The sequence below is a fragment of the Profundibacter sp. genome (assembly GCF_965277155.1).
GTDB lineage: Bacteria > Pseudomonadota > Alphaproteobacteria > Rhodobacterales > Rhodobacteraceae > Profundibacter.
On record NZ_CBDIBV010000010.1, the window covers coordinates 373,929 to 389,601 of the forward strand.

The following is a 15,673-nucleotide window of genomic DNA, read 5'->3' on the forward strand; positions in this document are numbered from 1 at the left end:
AATATGGGCAGTCATGCCGCCCCCTGCAAGGGATCAAACCCTTCCCGCACTGCAAAAAAGCGGCTATTCATAACGCTAAAGTAACCGACTCACAGGTAAATCCACCCGCATGACCACCCCCGTTGAAATGTCCCACGAAGAGGTGCTGCGCGTCGAACTTGAAGTTTTACGTCAGGAACACCGCGATCTGGACGAGGCGATTCAGGCCCTTGTCGAATTGCGTCGCGCCGATCAACTGACCATCCGCCGCCTGAAGGCGCAAAAATTGCGACTGAAAGACCAGATCGCAAGGATCGAGGACGAGCTGACACCGGACATCATTGCGTAATATTCGCGGGCAGGTATAGTGCGCGCTCATTCAGCAGGGGATGCACAATGACACAGGCAAAAATCGGCATCATTATGGGCAGTCAGTCGGACTGGGGCACAATGAAAAACGCCGCTGATATTCTGGACGAACTGGGGCTGGATTACGAGACAAAGATCGTATCCGCCCATCGCACTCCCGACCGGCTCTGGGATTATGGCAAAACCGCCGCGGATCGTGGCCTGCAGGTGATCATTGCAGGCGCTGGCGGGGCCGCCCATCTGCCCGGTATGATGGCCAGTAAAACCCGAATTCCGGTGATCGGCGTGCCGGTGCAAACCCGCGCCTTGTCGGGCGTCGACAGCCTCTATTCCATCGTGCAGATGCCCAAAGGGTTCCCCGTCGCCACCATGGCCATTGGTGTCGCCGGTGCCGCCAACGCAGGACTTATGGCCGCCGGTATCCTTGCCCTGAACGATGCAGATCTTGCCGCCCGCCTTGACACATGGCGCGCCGCCCTTTCGGCCTCGATTGCGGATGAGCCATCAGATGACTAACCCCCTTTCCACCGGCGCTACCATCGGCATCCTTGGCGGCGGGCAACTGGGCCGGATGCTTTCGGTCGCGGCCACGCGGCTTGGCTTCATCACCCATATCTTTGAACCCGGCGCCAACCCGCCCGCAGGCCATGTCGCCGACCGCATCACCACCGCCGCCTATGACGATCTGGCGGCACTGACCGCCTTTGCCAAATCGGTCGATGTCATCACCTATGAATTCGAAAACATCCCGACAGCGGCACTGGACACGCTCGAGGCTCTGCGCCCGATCCACCCGAACCGCCGCGCGCTGGCCACATCACAAGACCGTCTAACGGAAAAGGAATTCCTGCAAACCCTTGGCCTGAACACGGCCCCCTTTGCTGCCGTTGATACAGCGGATGAGCTGCAAACAGCGCTTGCCACCGTGGGCACCCCCGCCATCCTGAAAACCCGTCGCTTTGGCTATGACGGCAAAGGACAGGCACGGATCATGACACCTGCGGACGCAGGACAGGCCATCACCGATATGGCCGGCGCCCCCGCCCTGCTGGAAGGGTTCATAGATTTCAGCCACGAGGTTTCCGTCATCGCCGCCCGTGGTCAGCACGGCGACATCGCCTGCTTTGACCCCGGCGAAAACGTCCACAAAGACGGCATTCTGCACACCACCACCGTCCCCGCCCGCCTGACCACAGCCCAGGCCACCGACGCGGTGCTGCTGGCAGCGCGCATCCTGAATGAGCTGGATTACGTCGGCATTATGGGGGTAGAGCTGTTCGTCACGCCACAAGGGCTGATCGTCAATGAAATCGCTCCGCGGGTGCATAATTCCGGCCACTGGACACAACAGGGCTGCGCGATTGACCAGTTTGAGCAACACATCCGCGCCATTGCGGGCTGGCCGCTGGGCGATGGCAAACGCCACTGCGATGTGACCATGGAAAATCTGATCGGCAACGACATGGACCGCCTGCCCGAGATCGCCAGGGAAGGCAACGCCGCCATCCACCTCTACGGCAAATCCGAAACCAGACCAGGCCGCAAAATGGGCCACGTCAACCGGATCACCACGTCCTGACTTCTTCTTGCCTTAAATACCTGCCGCGCGCAGCGCATAGAATCTTATGCAGCTACGGAAAACTCAGCCGCACCGCATCCGCGTAACTCAGGTTGCGATCAAATGCGCCGTTTTGCAGAAACAGTTTCACCTGCGCAATCACGAGCTATGCCCAAAAGTTGGTGACGCAGTAATCAGGCGGCATGTTTTTCCTGCTTGATCCCGTCCTTAAATTCAACCCCTTCGATGATTTCCGGCAATCGGAATGCGCCGTCGAGTTTACGCCATTTCTTCTTTGCCGACATCATCAGGCGGAAGGTCATTGCCAAGGCGGTCTTGCGCCCGAGGCAGCCTTTGGTCTTCTTCGTTCGGTGCCGCACGGTGGCAAATATGCTTTCGATGGGGTTGGATGTGCGGATGTGTTTCCAGTGCTCGGCAGGGAAGTCGTAGAAGGTCAGCAGCACGTCCCGGTCCTTGGTCAGCTTCCCCACGGCACGCTCGTATTTCACGCCATAGGCTTCGATGAAGAAATTGAACGCGGCCTCGGCGTCCCGTTTGTTCTCGGCCATCCAGATGTCCTGTAGATGGCCCTTGGCTTTGGCTTGCAGCGACTTCGGCATGGCATTCAGGACGTTGCCGGTTTTATGCACCCAGCAGCGCTGCTCCCGGGTCTCACCGAACACCTCCCGCAAGGCGTTCCAGAAGCCGAGCGCGCCATCACCAACGGCCAGATCAGGGGCTTTTCTGAGGCCACGACGTTGCAAGTCCAGCAGCAGTTCACGCCAGCTCTGGCTGCTTTCTCGATACCCGTCCACGAGGCCCAGAACATCCTTGTTACCCCACTCGTCCGCGCCGATGATCACCAGCATGCATTGCTTGTCAGCATCCGTGCGCGGCTTGAAATAAACCCCGTCGGCCCAGAAATACACATAGCGTTTGGCCGACAGGTCACGCCGGTTCCAACGCTCGTATTCTGCCCACCACTCCGCCTTCAGGCGCGAAATCGTGCTCGATGTCAAACCACCCGCATCAGGCCCCAGAAGGGCCGCCAGTGCTTCGCCGAAATCACCCGTGGAAATACCTTTGAGATAGAGCCAGGGCAACAACTCCTCGACCGACTTTGCCCGGCGCAGATACGGCGGCAGAAGCGTCGAGGTGAACCTGATCTTCTCCGCCCCCGTGCCACGATCACGCACCCGAGGCACATTCACCGGGACAGGGCCGATCCCCGTCATCACCTCGCGCTCCGGCAGGTATCCGTGGCGAACAAGGCGCTGGCGACCGGCCGAATCCCTCAAATGCGCGTGTTGCGCCATCAGATCACAAACCTCGGCCTCGACCGCCTGTGCCAACAGATCCCGCGCGCCTTTGCGCAAGATATCCGTCAGCGGATCAGGTGAAATTCCGGCTGGATCGGTAAACTCCAAAAGACCTCTGCATAACATCGGGATTCCCCCGGGTTGGCCGTTTTGGTAAGCTAGCCGGGAAATCTCTGGGGTGAATAGATGGACCTTTTCCTGCACGAAGCGGCGGCACGGATCGGCGCGGATGACGTTCTGTCGAAGATCGACGCGCTGATGGATTGGAACTCGTTTTTGCCGATCCTGCGGCGCGGTCTGGGGCGCTCGGGGATCGGGCCTCAGGGCTATGATCCGCTGGTTCTGTTCAAGTGTCTTCTGGTTGGCCAGTGGCACGGGCTGAGCGACCCGAAGCTGGAGCGGGCCTTGAAGGTGCGGCTGGATTTCATGCTGTTCTGCGGGCTCGATCTGCACGCGTCGGTGCCGGATGAGACGACCCACTGCCGGTTCCGCAATGCGCTGGTCCGGGGTGGCGTTTACGATGAGCTGCTGGCCGAGGTCTGCCGCCAGATCGAGGCGCATGGGCTGAAGCTGAAAGAGGCTGAGGCGGCGATCATTGATGCGACCCTGATCGCGGCGGCGGCGCGCCCGCGCACCCATATCGACGCCCCGCAGGACCGGGCAGAGGACGGGGCAAGGGAAGGGACGCCGGATGATCCGCCCGAGGTCTCACCCGACGGGGCACAGCTGCATTTCAGCGCCGACCCTGATGCCCGCTGGGTCAAGAAGGGCCGCAAGAGCACGCTCGGCTACAAGGGCTTTGCCCGCTGCGACGAAGAGGGCTTTATCGACAAGGTGCACACCACGCCCGCCAATGCCGCCGAAAGCCCCGAATTCGCCACCATGATCGCGGGCGCAAAGGCGCAGCGGGTGCTGGCCGACAAGGCCTATGCGAGCAAGGCCAACCGCCAGATGCTGCGCGGCAAATACCGCGACGGCATCCTGCGCAAGGCAGCGCGCGGCCGCCCCCTGCGGCAATCGGAGAAACGCTTCAACCGGCTGATTTCGAAACGCCGCTTCCGCATCGAGCAGACTTTCGGCACGATGAAACGCCTCTTCGGCCTGCAGCGGGCGAGATATTTCGGGCGCGCCAGGGTGCATGCCCAGATGGTCATGGCCGCCATCGCGCAAAACCTGCTCAAGGCCGCAAACAGGATCACCCTCAACCCGCAAACCCCCGCAATCGCATAGCCCCAAACCCCGCCACCCGTCTGTCCGCCGGACCCGCAGGGGCGCAAGGTGGGCGGCCGATATCTTGCTTCAACCGAAAGCCATGGCCTCATGCAGAGGTCTTTCCAAAATAGTATCGTCTTCCATGTGGCATGGTAGTGTCGCGAGTTTGGTGGAAATTCGAGGACGGCGTAATCTCCGGGTGCATCGAAGCCACCCAACCGGCGGCTGGAACCGCCAAGGAGATCACGCCATGACAAAGAATACAGCAACATCGACATCCGCGCTACTGGCCAATGAAGCAGGCTATGACCCGATTGAAGACCGGCTGCGCCAGAACATCCGCGCGACGATCGAGGCGGTTTTCGAAGAGGAGCTGGAGCAGTTTCTGGGCCGTTGCCGGTATGGCCGCAGCGGCGGGGCAAAGGCCGGATACCGCCACGGGCATCGCGAGCGGCAACTGGTCGGAACATTTGGAACCGAAACGGTGCGCGTGCCGCGTGCGCGGATCACAGGCGAGGCCGGCAAGGCCAGAGAATGGCGCTCGAAGGCATTGCCCCGCTACCAGCGGCTGACGAAGAAGGCCGAGGCGCTGATCGCTGCTGTCTACCTTTCGGGCACCAACACACGGCGGGTAAAACGCGCCCTGTTCGGCCTGTTTCAGGGGGCGGTCAGCAAGGATGTGGTGAGCCGCGCCTGGCGCAAGGTGAAGGTGGACTGGCAGGCGTGGTGCGCCCGCAGCCTTGCGGATGAAGACATCGTGCGGCTGATCCTGGACGGCACCGTGATCAAAACGCGGATTGACAGGAAGGCCACCAATATCTCGGTTCTGGCCGCGATTGGCGTGCGCCGGGATGGGCAGAAGGTCTTGTTATCACTGATGAACATGGGCGGCGAAAGCACCTCCGCCTGGCGTCAGTTCATCAACGATCTGGATGCGCGCGGGTTGAAACGGCCCGAATTTGTCATCGTGGACGGGGCACCGGGACTTGAGGTCGCTCTCATTGCCCTCTGGGGTGAAGATCTGCCGATCCAGAGGTGCACGGTGCACAAGCACCGCAACCTTCTGGCCAAGGCACCCAAGCGTATGCATGATGAGTTGACAGAAGATTACCGCGACATGATCTACGCCAAAACACCCGAGGAAATCGCCACCCGCCGCAAGGCATTTCTGCGAAAATGGCGGCTGAAATGCAAGGCCGTCGCTGACAGCTTGGAAGAAGCAGGAGATAAGCTTTTCACCTTCACGCGTCTGCCACAAGGCCAGTGGAAATCGGCCAGAACGACAAATGCGATCGAACGCCTGAACGAGGAATTCCGCCGCCGCATCAAGACCCAGACCGTGCTGCCATGCGCCGAGACCGTGCCGATGCTGCTTTGGGCTCTGATGGCCTCGGGGCAGATCGTCATGCGAAAGGTCGATGGCTGGGAAACGCTCGCTCAGCCCGTCGCCGACGCAACCCTTGACCAAGCCGCCTGACCGGCGCATAACTCAACCCGCTCGGAGGTGCCTGAAATCAATTTCCACCACTTTCGAGACACAACCCTGTGGCATATCCTTTTCTCTCTGAGAATCGCGGCGCGTCAACACCGCCATGATATGCCACCCAATCACCCCATCACCAACTTTCGGGCATTACTCCGCAATCACCAGCGGGCTGTTCATCATAAAGGTATGTGTCACCGGCAAAACGATATGGTCCCGCATGCCCGAAAGACGGGTCGCCGCCACCGAAACCTTGCCATCATCCGCCCCCGGGATCATCGCCGAATACATCGGGTTCAGCGATCTGTTCCCGGCAATAATCCCCAGTTCCACCCCCGCCGCCCCCAACCGGTTCGGCACCGCGTCCTTATCCGTTCCCAATTCCATTCCCGCAGGGCCGTTGATCATCCGGAACAGCTCCCAATCGCCCAGAATGTCCACCAGTTCAGATCCCTGATTGGGCGGGGCCAGCATCACCACGCGACCAATCTGGTCGGTCCGATTGTTCAGCAGATACATCCGCACCAGAATACCGCCCATCGAATGGGTGACAAAATGCACCTTTTGGGCGCCACAACTAGTCACCGCTTCAGGCAAGCCGTGCAGCACCAGCTTCTCCAGCGGCTCGCGGGTGGAAGGATAGGAAACGCTTACCACCTGATAACCGGAATAGGCCAGCGCCTCTTCCATCACCAACAGGGACGCATCCGAACGCGCCAGCCCATGCACCAGAACTACGCAATCGGCGCGGACAAGTGATGGAAATATCACGAATAACAACAATAAAATCTGTTTCATATCAGCCCATATAGGCACTGCGACAAGACAAGAAAAGGCCGGAACACCCTTCCCTTCTTAACGGCGCAGGGAAACAGCAACACCGCTCAATACCAGTAGGCTTGCAATGACAAACCGCAGGCTTGCCGACTCGTTCAAAAACGCCATGCCGCCGCCCATCGCGATCACCGGCACACTCAATTGTGCCACCGCCGCCCGCGTTGCCCCCAGTTGCGGTAAAATCCGGTACCATAACGCGTAACCCAGTCCCGATGTCAGGCCACCCGACAAGATCGCCAACATAACGCCCTGCCCGGTGATATGATCTGGATGAATGATAAAGATCATCAGGCTCAGTGGCACTGCCAATACAAAATTTGTCGCCGTCGCACCCAAAGCATCCTGTGCACCACGCCCCAGCAAGGAATAAATCCCCCACCCCATCGCCGCAAGGGCCATCAGCATCCAGCCCGCGACCGGCAGAACCACCGCGTCACTGGGCCATAACAGCCAGACCAGCCCGCCAAAGGCCATTCCAGCGCCCAGCCACCTTGTGAAAGGCACCTCTTCACGCGTCACCACCGCCCCGGCAAACATGGTCACCTGTACACCGCCAAACAGCAACAATGCCCCAACACCCGCTGGCAGGCTGACATAGGCAAAAGAAAACCCCAGCACATAGATTGCCAGTGACAGCGGGCCGATAATCAGGTTCAATCCGGTTGGGAAGTTTAGCTTTTTCCGCTGTCCCCTTGCCCAGACCAGCATACCCAAAACGACTGCCCCCGATGCCAGACGAATAACCGCAAATGCTGCGGGACCGGTTTCAGGATCCACCAATGCCAAGCGGTTCAACACCGAATTCGCAGCAAAAGCGATCATCGTTAGAAGGGTCAGTAAGATCAGGCGCATGGCCATAGCCTAGGCAATTACAAAAGCCGGGCCAATGGCACATCATTCAGGATAACAACACTGTGACGCCAAATGAAAAAGGGCTGCCCGTTTAGGCAGCCCTTTTCAATGTTTTTGACGTCGGCGTAGTGGCTCTCGGCATTTGGCCCATGGGCCAAACACCTGTCGCATGACGGTCAAATCCTTACAGGATTTAACCTTACATCATGCCGCCCATGCCGCCCATGTCTGGCATGCCGCCACCTGCCGCGCCTTTTGGCTCGGGCTTGTCGGCGATCATGGCTTCGGTGGTGATCAGCAGACCGGCAATCGAGGCCGCGTCTTCCAGAGCGGTGCGAACCACTTTGGCCGGATCAATCACGCCAAACTTGAACATGTCGCCATATTCTTCGGTCTGGGCATTGAAGCCGAAGGTCACGTCATCGCTTTCACGAACCTTGCCGGCCACAACAGCGCCATCAACACCGGCGTTTTCAGCGATCTGGCGCAGAGGTGCCTCGATCGCTTTACGCACGATAGTGATGCCGGCTGTCTGGTCGGAATTGTCACCTTCCATGCCAACCAGCCCTTTGGCTGCCTGAACAAGTGCAACACCACCACCAACGATAACACCTTCCTGTACGGCCGCACGGGTTGCGTTCAGGGCATCGTCAACGCGGTCTTTGCGCTCTTTCACTTCGATTTCGGTCATGCCGCCAACGCGGATAACAGCAACACCGCCAGCCAGTTTGGCCACACGTTCCTGCAGTTTTTCACGGTCGTAATCCGATGTGGTTTCTTCGATCTGGGTGCGGATCTGTGCAACGCGTGCTTCGATCTCGGCCTTGTCGCCATTGCCATCAACGATAGTTGTTTCGTCTTTGGTGATCTGGATTTTCTTGGCGGAACCCAGCATGTCGATGGTGACATTTTCCAGCTTCATGCCCAGATCTTCGGAAATGACCTGACCGCCGGTCAGAATACCGATATCCTGCAGCATCGCCTTGCGACGATCGCCAAAACCGGGGGCTTTGACAGCAGCGATTTTCAGACCGCCACGCAGTTTGTTCACAACCAGAGTTGCCAGCGCTTCGCCTTCAACATCTTCGGCGATGATCAGCAGGGGCTTGCCGGACTGGATAACAGTTTCTAGCAGCGGAACCATGGGCTGAAGCGACGAAAGTTTCTTTTCGTGCAGCAGAACCAGACAGTCCTCAAGCTCGGCAATCATTTTGTCAGGGTTGGTGACGAAATAGGGCGACAGGTAACCGCGATCGAACTGCATGCCTTCGACAACTTCGGTTTCTGTTTCCAGACCCTTGTTTTCTTCAACAGTGATCACGCCTTCATTGCCGACACGCTGCATAGCGTCTGCAATTTGCTGGCCGATATCGGATTCTCCGTTGGCGGAAATGGTGCCGACCTGTGCAACTTCTGCACTGTCTTTCACTTCGCGCGATGCGGCTTTGATGGCTTCAACCACTTTGGCTGTTGCCATATCAATGCCACGCTTCAGGTCCATCGGGTTCATGCCAGCAGCAACCGATTTCATGCCTTCGCGCACGATGGCCTGGGCCAGAATGGTTGCTGTTGTGGTGCCGTCGCCGGCTTCGTCATTGGTGCGGCTGGCGACTTCTTTCACCATCTGCGCGCCCATGTTTTCGAACTTGTCTTCCAGTTCGATTTCCTTGGCAACGGTCACACCGTCTTTGGTGATGCGCGGTGCGCCAAAGGATTTGTCGATTACAACATTACGGCCTTTGGGGCCCAGTGTAACCTTGACCGCGTCGGCCAGGATGTTCACGCCAACCAGCATACGGTTGCGGGCATCGGTATCGAATTTGACTTCTTTAGCCATTTTCTAGCTCCTTAAAATTCTGTTATCGGAAATGTGCGGTATCGTTTAGGACAAAAGGCCCATGATATCGCTTTCCTTCATGATCAGCAGCTCTTCGCCGTCGATCAGGACTTCGGTGCCGGACCATTTGCCGAACAGAACCTTGTCGCCAGCCTTTACAGCCATCGGGATCAGTTCGCCGCTGTCTTTGCGGGCGCCTTCGCCACAGGCGATCACTTCGCCCTCGGCAGGTTTTTCTTTTGCGCTGTCAGGGATAATCAGGCCGCCAGCAGTTTTTTCGTCGCCTTCAATGCGACGAACCAATACGCGGTCGTGAAGTGGTGTAAATGCCATCTCGGAACGCTCCTTGTTCGAGTTTCAGTTCAAGTGTTATCACTCTACGTGATCGAGTGCTAACAGAGGATTTAGGAGCGCAGGCCAAAGGAGTCAACAGGGGGATTGGGAAAATCGTTCATTTGGTGCAACCAGTGCTAAACACTACAGGCCCATTTGCACGATCACCTGTCAGATCCAACACCTAATTCCCGAATAACGCGAAAGCCTAGATCGTTGAAACGCCATGTCTCCAAGGGACGCATACGCCTCGCTGGTCGCAGATTATCCATCCCGCTATGGAATCCTCCGCCTTTACTGACGCGACGATCCCATTTGCATGAACCCTGTGACGGCGGCGAATTTGCAAGATAGGCACTGTCCGTTGCCAGACCCAAATGCAGATCCGTCCAGCAGGACCGTGTTACTTCCCCCACGTTGCCAGACATATGGCGCACACCCCAGCCGTTTGCTGCGTTCAATTCATCGACCGGTACTGGCAGGTATCGGTCGATAAGGTTTGGCATCGACAAGCCGCGACGTAACTGCTCGGTCCCTGCGCGCGAAAAGTTCGCCTGATCTGCGGTCAGATCATCCCCTTGTGCAAATCGCGTCTGCGTTCCGGCCCGTGCCGCGTATTCCCATTCGGCTTCTGTCGGCAGACAATAAACCTCGACCCCGACCTGTGCATTGAGCCAGGCCACATATTCCTGAATGTCCAGATAGGAGACGTTGATCACAGGATGGTTTGGCCCAAGTGGTGCGTGTTCCCCGCTTGGCTGCAAGACCCAATGATCAGGTACATAGGTACAACCACCGTCCTTAACGCAAGCCATCCACTCGGCACGGGTGGTCTCGTTACGGCTGATCGCATAAGGAATATCCATTTTGACAGGGTGTCGCGGATGCTCGTTCGGTATGATGTTTATCTCGTCAGGGCCACGCACACGAGGTACAAGGGTTGTGTCGTCAATCGGGCCATACATGTTGAATGGGTTGCGCGACTCGCCCGGTATCGCGCCCATCTTGAAGGAGCCTTGCGGCATGACGATCATTTCGGGGCAATGTTCACATTCGCGAAATCGCTCCAGCGGCGCAACCGTGCGACCATCTGTTAACTGGTAGGAGGTTGTTTCGTCGGCAGCCACGCCAACGGAAATGAAAAGGCTGACCAATAAAAGCATTGCCCGAAACAAATCCGGAATGAACCGCTCCCGGCCCGCCCGTTCATTACTACTTGTCGATTTTTGCAAGAAAACTCTCCAGCGTCGCATTAATCGCGTCCGGCGCGTCAATTGTGGACACATGCCCGCCCTTCGGCACCATCACGAATTCCGACCCCTTGATCGCCGCGTGCATCCGTTCGGATTTGGCGGGAACAGTGGCTGTGTCCTCGTCCCCCACCACAATCAGTGTTGGCGTGGTGATCTCGTCCAGACGCTCATAAACGCCTTTGCGTTCGATCACACCGCTGACCGCCTTGGCCATGCCTTTGCGGTTTGGCACCTTGCCCAGAAACGTCGCCCAACGGTCGCGCAGCGCCTTGCGCGCGGGGTCATTCAGAAATGTCTGGCTGAACATGATCGGCATCACCGATTTCACCACCGGTTTACTGCCGAACCAGCGCAGGATGAAATTCAGGAATTTGTATTTGCCACGGTTTTCGTGTGGTTCAGGGTCGGCGCTGCTGTCCAGAATACCGATCGAGCGCACCAGATCGGGATAGTTCAGCGCCATCCGCAACGCCACAAACCCGCCCATCGACAGACCAACGAAATGGCACCCCTCGACCCCCAGCGATTTGATCAGGGCGGCGGCGTCATCTGTCAGGGTGTCCATGTCATAGCCATCCGGCGGGCAATCGCTCTGGCCCTGCCCGCGATGGTCATAGGCGATGCAACGGTATTTATCCTTGAAATGGGCGATCTGATCTTCGAACATTTCGGTGGAAAACAGCAACCCGTGTGAAAATACAATCGCCACATCACCACTGCCGGTATCGGTATAGTGCAGCCTTGTTCCGTTTACATCTGCATAAGCCATATCAATCCCCCCTGTAGGTTTTCACAATGTGTAACACGGCATACCTACAGTGATAAGGAAACAATTTGAAACGGCTTCGCGGCATAGATTCTGAAGCGCGTGCACGTTTGGCGGCCCTAACTTGACACAGCGTAAAGTTATTGCTTTACACTGTGTCAAGCGAATCGATTCCCGAAACGCTGTTTAGAAAAGGACAAACCAATGAAGCAGATTATATTTACCGCGATACTTGGGTTTTGTGGCCTGACGGCCACCATCTCGGACGCCGGCAACTTCAAGATAACCGATCCTAATCAGGGGCATCAGATTTTCACCGATGCCTTAAATGCAAAAGACCTTGATATTCTGGTTGATATCTATGCCGATGATGCGGTGATGGTTGCCCCCGGCAACAATGTTATCCGAGGCAAGGAAAACATCCGCGCCTTTTTTGTGGAAACCCTGAAGGTTGTTGAAAGCATCACGCTCGATACAGTTTTCCGCGTCAACTACAAAGACACCGTTGTGTTCCGTTCCAATTACACCGTCGTATACAAAACCGAGGACGGACAAACGGTGACCCAAGCCGCCAGCGGTATCGAGGTCGAGCGCCTTCAACCAGACGGCACCTGGCTGTTTATTGTTGATCACCACTACGGCGGAACAGATCTGGTGAAATTCATGCAAATGAACCAGCCGCAATAATTGAACTGCCCTTGATCAGGATCAACCTCTTTGCCTTTGGTGCATATATTCCGGGTAGTGTCGCGAGTTTGGTGGAAATTCGAGGACGGCGTAATCTCCGGGTGCATCGAAGCCACCCAACCGGCGGCTGGAACCGCCAAGGAGATCACGCCATGACAAAGAATACAGCAACATCGACATCCGCGCTACTGGCCAATGAAGCAGGCTATGACCCGATTGAAGACCGGCTGCGCCAGAACATCCGCGCGACGATCGAGGCGGTTTTCGAAGAGGAGCTGGAGCAGTTTCTGGGCCGTTGCCGGTATGGCCGCAGCGGCGGGGCAAAGGCCGGATACCGCCACGGGCATCGCGAGCGGCAACTGGTCGGAACATTTGGAACCGAAACGGTGCGCGTGCCGCGTGCGCGGATCACAGGCGAGGCCGGCAAGGCCAGAGAATGGCGCTCGAAGGCATTGCCCCGCTACCAGCGGCTGACGAAGAAGGCCGAGGCGCTGATCGCTGCTGTCTACCTTTCGGGCACCAACACACGGCGGGTAAAACGCGCCCTGTTCGGCCTGTTTCAGGGGGCGGTCAGCAAGGATGTGGTGAGCCGCGCCTGGCGCAAGGTGAAGGTGGACTGGCAGGCGTGGTGCGCCCGCAGCCTTGCGGATGAAGACATCGTGCGGCTGATCCTGGACGGCACCGTGATCAAAACGCGGATTGACAGGAAGGCCACCAATATCTCGGTTCTGGCCGCGATTGGCGTGCGCCGGGATGGGCAGAAGGTCTTGTTATCACTGATGAACATGGGCGGCGAAAGCACCTCCGCCTGGCGTCAGTTCATCAACGATCTGGATGCGCGCGGGTTGAAACGGCCCGAATTTGTCATCGTGGACGGGGCACCGGGACTTGAGGTCGCTCTCATTGCCCTCTGGGGTGAAGATCTGCCGATCCAGAGGTGCACGGTGCACAAGCACCGCAACCTTCTGGCCAAGGCACCCAAGCGTATGCATGATGAGTTGACAGAAGATTACCGCGACATGATCTACGCCAAAACACCCGAGGAAATCGCCACCCGCCGCAAGGCATTTCTGCGAAAATGGCGGCTGAAATGCAAGGCCGTCGCTGACAGCTTGGAAGAAGCAGGAGATAAGCTTTTCACCTTCACGCGTCTGCCACAAGGCCAGTGGAAATCGGCCAGAACGACAAATGCGATCGAACGCCTGAACGAGGAATTCCGCCGCCGCATCAAGACCCAGACCGTGCTGCCATGCGCCGAGACCGTGCCGATGCTGCTTTGGGCTCTGATGGCCTCGGGGCAGATCGTCATGCGAAAGGTCGATGGCTGGGAAACGCTCGCTCAGCCCGTCGCCGACGCAACCCTTGACCAAGCCGCCTGACCGGCGCATAACTCAACCCGCTCGGAGGTGCCTGAAATCAATTTCCACCACTTTCGAGACACAACCATTCCGTTACCAACAACGCAGTTTTTATTGCGGAGTTTAAGATGCGCTTGATCCTGATCGTTCTGTTATCTGTTTTGTCGTTCCCTGCCAGCGCCCAATGTGTGGGTGAAAACCTGCTGGAAACCATGAGCGCCAAAGACCGCGCCACCCTTGATGCCGCTGTCGCCTCGAATCCCTATCCCGAAGGCAACCTTTGGCTGGCAACGAAAGGCAACAGCACGATCCACATACTGGGCACCATGCACCTGAATGACCCGCGGCTTGACCCCTATCTTGAACCGTTCTGGGAAATCGCCGACAATACCGACCTGATCCTGCTGGAAGGTACCCGCGAAACGCTGGAGAAACTGAAACAGCGTATGATCAAAGACCCCGCAGTGATGTTTATCAATGACGGCCCCACCCTGCCTGAACGCCTGCCCGAGGACGAATGGCAAGCCCTGACAAAAGAACTGTCCACACGTGGCATTCCCGCCTTTATGGCCTCCAAAATGCAGCCGTGGTATGTGTCGATGATGCTGTCCATCCCGCCTTGTGCAATGGCAGGCATGGCCGAGCAAAACGGTGTTGACCACCGGATCTTGGATTACGCCGGCAGCCACAATATCCCCACCCGCGCACTTGAACCATACGACACGGTGTTTTCGTTGTTCGGGGACGACACGCCGGAACAGGAACTGGACGGAATACGCATCGCATTGGCCGGAGCAAAAACCGGGGATGTGATGATCTCGACCCTGATCGAAACCTACCTTTCCGGCCAGCACCGCGCCATCTGGGAGTTGAACCGATACCAGATGCGGCATGACTCCGGCCTGCCCGAAGCCGAGGCTGATAAACTGGTCGCCGAAATGGAAGGGCCGATGCTGAATGATCGCAACGCCAACTGGATCAAGGTAATTCTGCCTGCCGCTGCCGAAACGGACAACATCGTCGTTGCCGTTGGTGCCGCGCATTTGTCCGGCAAAAAAGGCGTGCTCTATCTGCTTGAGCAGAACGGCTATACCCTAACCCGCGTTGACGGGTTTTAGGGCGGCGCAACCCGCCCGTAATCCGCCAGTGCCTGCACCCCCTTGGGCGTCTGCATGTAGATGCCTTTTTCCACCCGCTCGAACCAGCCATAGTGATCATCGGCCATGATCCGCGTGGCCTTGAGCACCCCGGTTCCCTTGGCCACCACAGCCCCCTTGCTGGCGCCCTCGTCTTCCAAAAACGTGGCACAGCGCAGCGCGTCCTGCCGGTAAGATGTGACAATCCCCACCCGCGTCGCCCCGCCTGCATTGGGGTCGCCCACACGCCGCGCAAATTCGCGCAGCAATCGGGTTTTGCGCGCCGCCACCTTGCGCGGACGATACGGCGCAGGATCGGCCTGCACCTCGACGTATCCATCCCGCAGGCGCACCGTCATCAGGCCCAGCCCCAAACGGCGGCACAGCGACAGGTTTTCCTTCATCCCCTTTAGGCCATGCGGCACCGCCAGATACACCGCATCACTCACCGCCTGCCGTGCGATCCCCTGATGCAACAGGGCCAGCGAAAACCCCAGTTTCAGCTCTACCAGCACAGGTTCCTCGTCGCCCCGCACCGCCATCACGTCGACTGCGCCGACTTCGCCCTTCACCTCGTATCCCTGCCCTTGCAGATAGGCTTTTACGGGGGGATAAAGATCGGTCTCGCGGGGTTTGGTCATTGTCGTCCTGCTCTTGTTGTTGTCCACAGGTTACCGGCCCACCCAATGGGTGA

The 15,673-nt window shown here is 58.0% G+C and carries 16 protein-coding genes; 8 read left to right on the forward strand and 8 right to left on the reverse strand.

The window, feature by feature from the left end:
• The first annotated feature begins 109 nt into the window (after window positions 1-109).
• The 3 genes from ACQY4M_RS09730 to ACQY4M_RS09740 are packed head-to-tail and all read left to right on the forward strand — an operon-like array spanning window position 110 to window position 1,927.
• On the forward strand, window positions 110-328 hold the full coding sequence (locus ACQY4M_RS09730; protein WP_428543512.1) for a YdcH family protein: 219 nt from the start codon (window positions 110-112) through the stop codon (window positions 326-328).
• A gap of 47 nt (window positions 329-375) precedes the next feature.
• Window positions 376-864 carry a 5-(carboxyamino)imidazole ribonucleotide mutase gene (gene purE, locus ACQY4M_RS09735; RefSeq protein ID WP_428543514.1) on the forward strand — a complete coding sequence of 163 codons (489 nt, stop codon included), beginning with the start codon at window positions 376-378 and terminating at the stop codon, window positions 862-864.
• Window positions 857-1,927, forward strand: coding sequence for a 5-(carboxyamino)imidazole ribonucleotide synthase (locus tag ACQY4M_RS09740; protein WP_428543516.1), 1,071 nt, complete (start codon window positions 857-859; stop codon window positions 1,925-1,927). The genes purE and ACQY4M_RS09740 overlap by 8 nt, the downstream gene beginning before the upstream one ends.
• Window positions 1,928-2,100: 173 nt before the next feature.
• Here the strand turns inward: ACQY4M_RS09740 and ACQY4M_RS09745 are convergent, their stop codons facing one another.
• Window positions 2,101-3,351 (reverse strand): IS256 family transposase, encoded by a 1,251-nt coding sequence (locus ACQY4M_RS09745; protein ID WP_428543518.1) that lies wholly within the window; start codon window positions 3,349-3,351, stop codon window positions 2,101-2,103.
• Between the two features lie 60 nt (window positions 3,352-3,411).
• Between ACQY4M_RS09745 and ACQY4M_RS09750 the strand changes: the two genes are divergently transcribed.
• Both ACQY4M_RS09750 and ACQY4M_RS09755 read left to right on the forward strand, forming a co-directional pair.
• Complete coding sequence (locus ACQY4M_RS09750) at window positions 3,412-4,455, forward strand: IS5 family transposase (RefSeq protein ID WP_428539221.1); 1,044 nt, start codon at window positions 3,412-3,414, stop codon at window positions 4,453-4,455.
• Between the two features lie 232 nt (window positions 4,456-4,687).
• A complete protein-coding gene (locus ACQY4M_RS09755) occupies window positions 4,688-5,914 on the forward strand; it encodes an IS256 family transposase (RefSeq protein WP_428539582.1) in 1,227 nt (408 codons plus the stop codon).
• Between the two features lie 156 nt (window positions 5,915-6,070).
• Here ACQY4M_RS09755 and ACQY4M_RS09760 read toward each other — a convergent pair whose 3' ends face one another.
• The 6 genes from ACQY4M_RS09760 to ACQY4M_RS09785 all read right to left on the reverse strand — a co-directional run bounded on the left by ACQY4M_RS09760 (window position 6,071) and on the right by ACQY4M_RS09785 (window position 11,801).
• Window positions 6,071-6,718, reverse strand: a complete 648-nt coding sequence (locus ACQY4M_RS09760; RefSeq protein ID WP_428543520.1) for an esterase/lipase family protein — start codon at window positions 6,716-6,718, stop codon at window positions 6,071-6,073.
• Window positions 6,719-6,775: 57 nt separating this feature from the next.
• A complete protein-coding gene (locus ACQY4M_RS09765; protein ID WP_428543522.1) occupies window positions 6,776-7,609 on the reverse strand; it encodes a DMT family transporter in 834 nt (277 codons plus the stop codon).
• Between the two features lie 199 nt (window positions 7,610-7,808).
• Window positions 7,809-9,446: a chaperonin GroEL gene (gene groL / locus ACQY4M_RS09770; RefSeq protein ID WP_428543524.1), complete on the reverse strand. Its 1,638-nt coding sequence runs from the start codon at window positions 9,444-9,446 to the stop codon at window positions 7,809-7,811.
• Window positions 9,447-9,491: 45 nt separating this feature from the next.
• A complete protein-coding gene (locus tag ACQY4M_RS09775; protein ID WP_118943446.1) occupies window positions 9,492-9,779 on the reverse strand; it encodes a co-chaperone GroES in 288 nt (95 codons plus the stop codon).
• Between the two features lie 164 nt (window positions 9,780-9,943).
• Window positions 9,944-11,011, reverse strand: coding sequence for a formylglycine-generating enzyme family protein (locus ACQY4M_RS09780; RefSeq protein WP_428543526.1), 1,068 nt, complete (start codon window positions 11,009-11,011; stop codon window positions 9,944-9,946).
• Complete coding sequence (locus tag ACQY4M_RS09785) at window positions 10,992-11,801, reverse strand: alpha/beta fold hydrolase (RefSeq protein WP_428543528.1); 810 nt, start codon at window positions 11,799-11,801, stop codon at window positions 10,992-10,994. The genes ACQY4M_RS09780 and ACQY4M_RS09785 overlap by 20 nt, the downstream gene beginning before the upstream one ends.
• A gap of 201 nt (window positions 11,802-12,002) precedes the next feature.
• On the opposite strand from ACQY4M_RS09785, the gene ACQY4M_RS09790 reads away from it, so the two are divergent.
• The 3 genes from ACQY4M_RS09790 (at window position 12,003) to ACQY4M_RS09800 (ending at window position 14,961) form a co-directional block, all read left to right on the forward strand.
• A complete protein-coding gene (locus tag ACQY4M_RS09790) occupies window positions 12,003-12,485 on the forward strand; it encodes a YybH family protein (RefSeq protein ID WP_428543530.1) in 483 nt (160 codons plus the stop codon).
• Window positions 12,486-12,637: 152 nt separating this feature from the next.
• A complete protein-coding gene (locus ACQY4M_RS09795) occupies window positions 12,638-13,864 on the forward strand; it encodes an IS256 family transposase (protein ID WP_428539582.1) in 1,227 nt (408 codons plus the stop codon).
• 107 nt (window positions 13,865-13,971) lie between these two features.
• A complete protein-coding gene (locus tag ACQY4M_RS09800) occupies window positions 13,972-14,961 on the forward strand; it encodes a TraB/GumN family protein (RefSeq protein WP_428543532.1) in 990 nt (329 codons plus the stop codon).
• Here ACQY4M_RS09800 and ACQY4M_RS09805 read toward each other — a convergent pair.
• Window positions 14,958-15,620 (reverse strand): DUF2161 domain-containing phosphodiesterase, encoded by a 663-nt coding sequence (locus tag ACQY4M_RS09805; protein WP_428543534.1) that lies wholly within the window; start codon window positions 15,618-15,620, stop codon window positions 14,958-14,960. The genes ACQY4M_RS09800 and ACQY4M_RS09805 overlap by 4 nt on opposite strands.
• Between the last annotated feature and the right edge of the window lie 53 nt (window positions 15,621-15,673).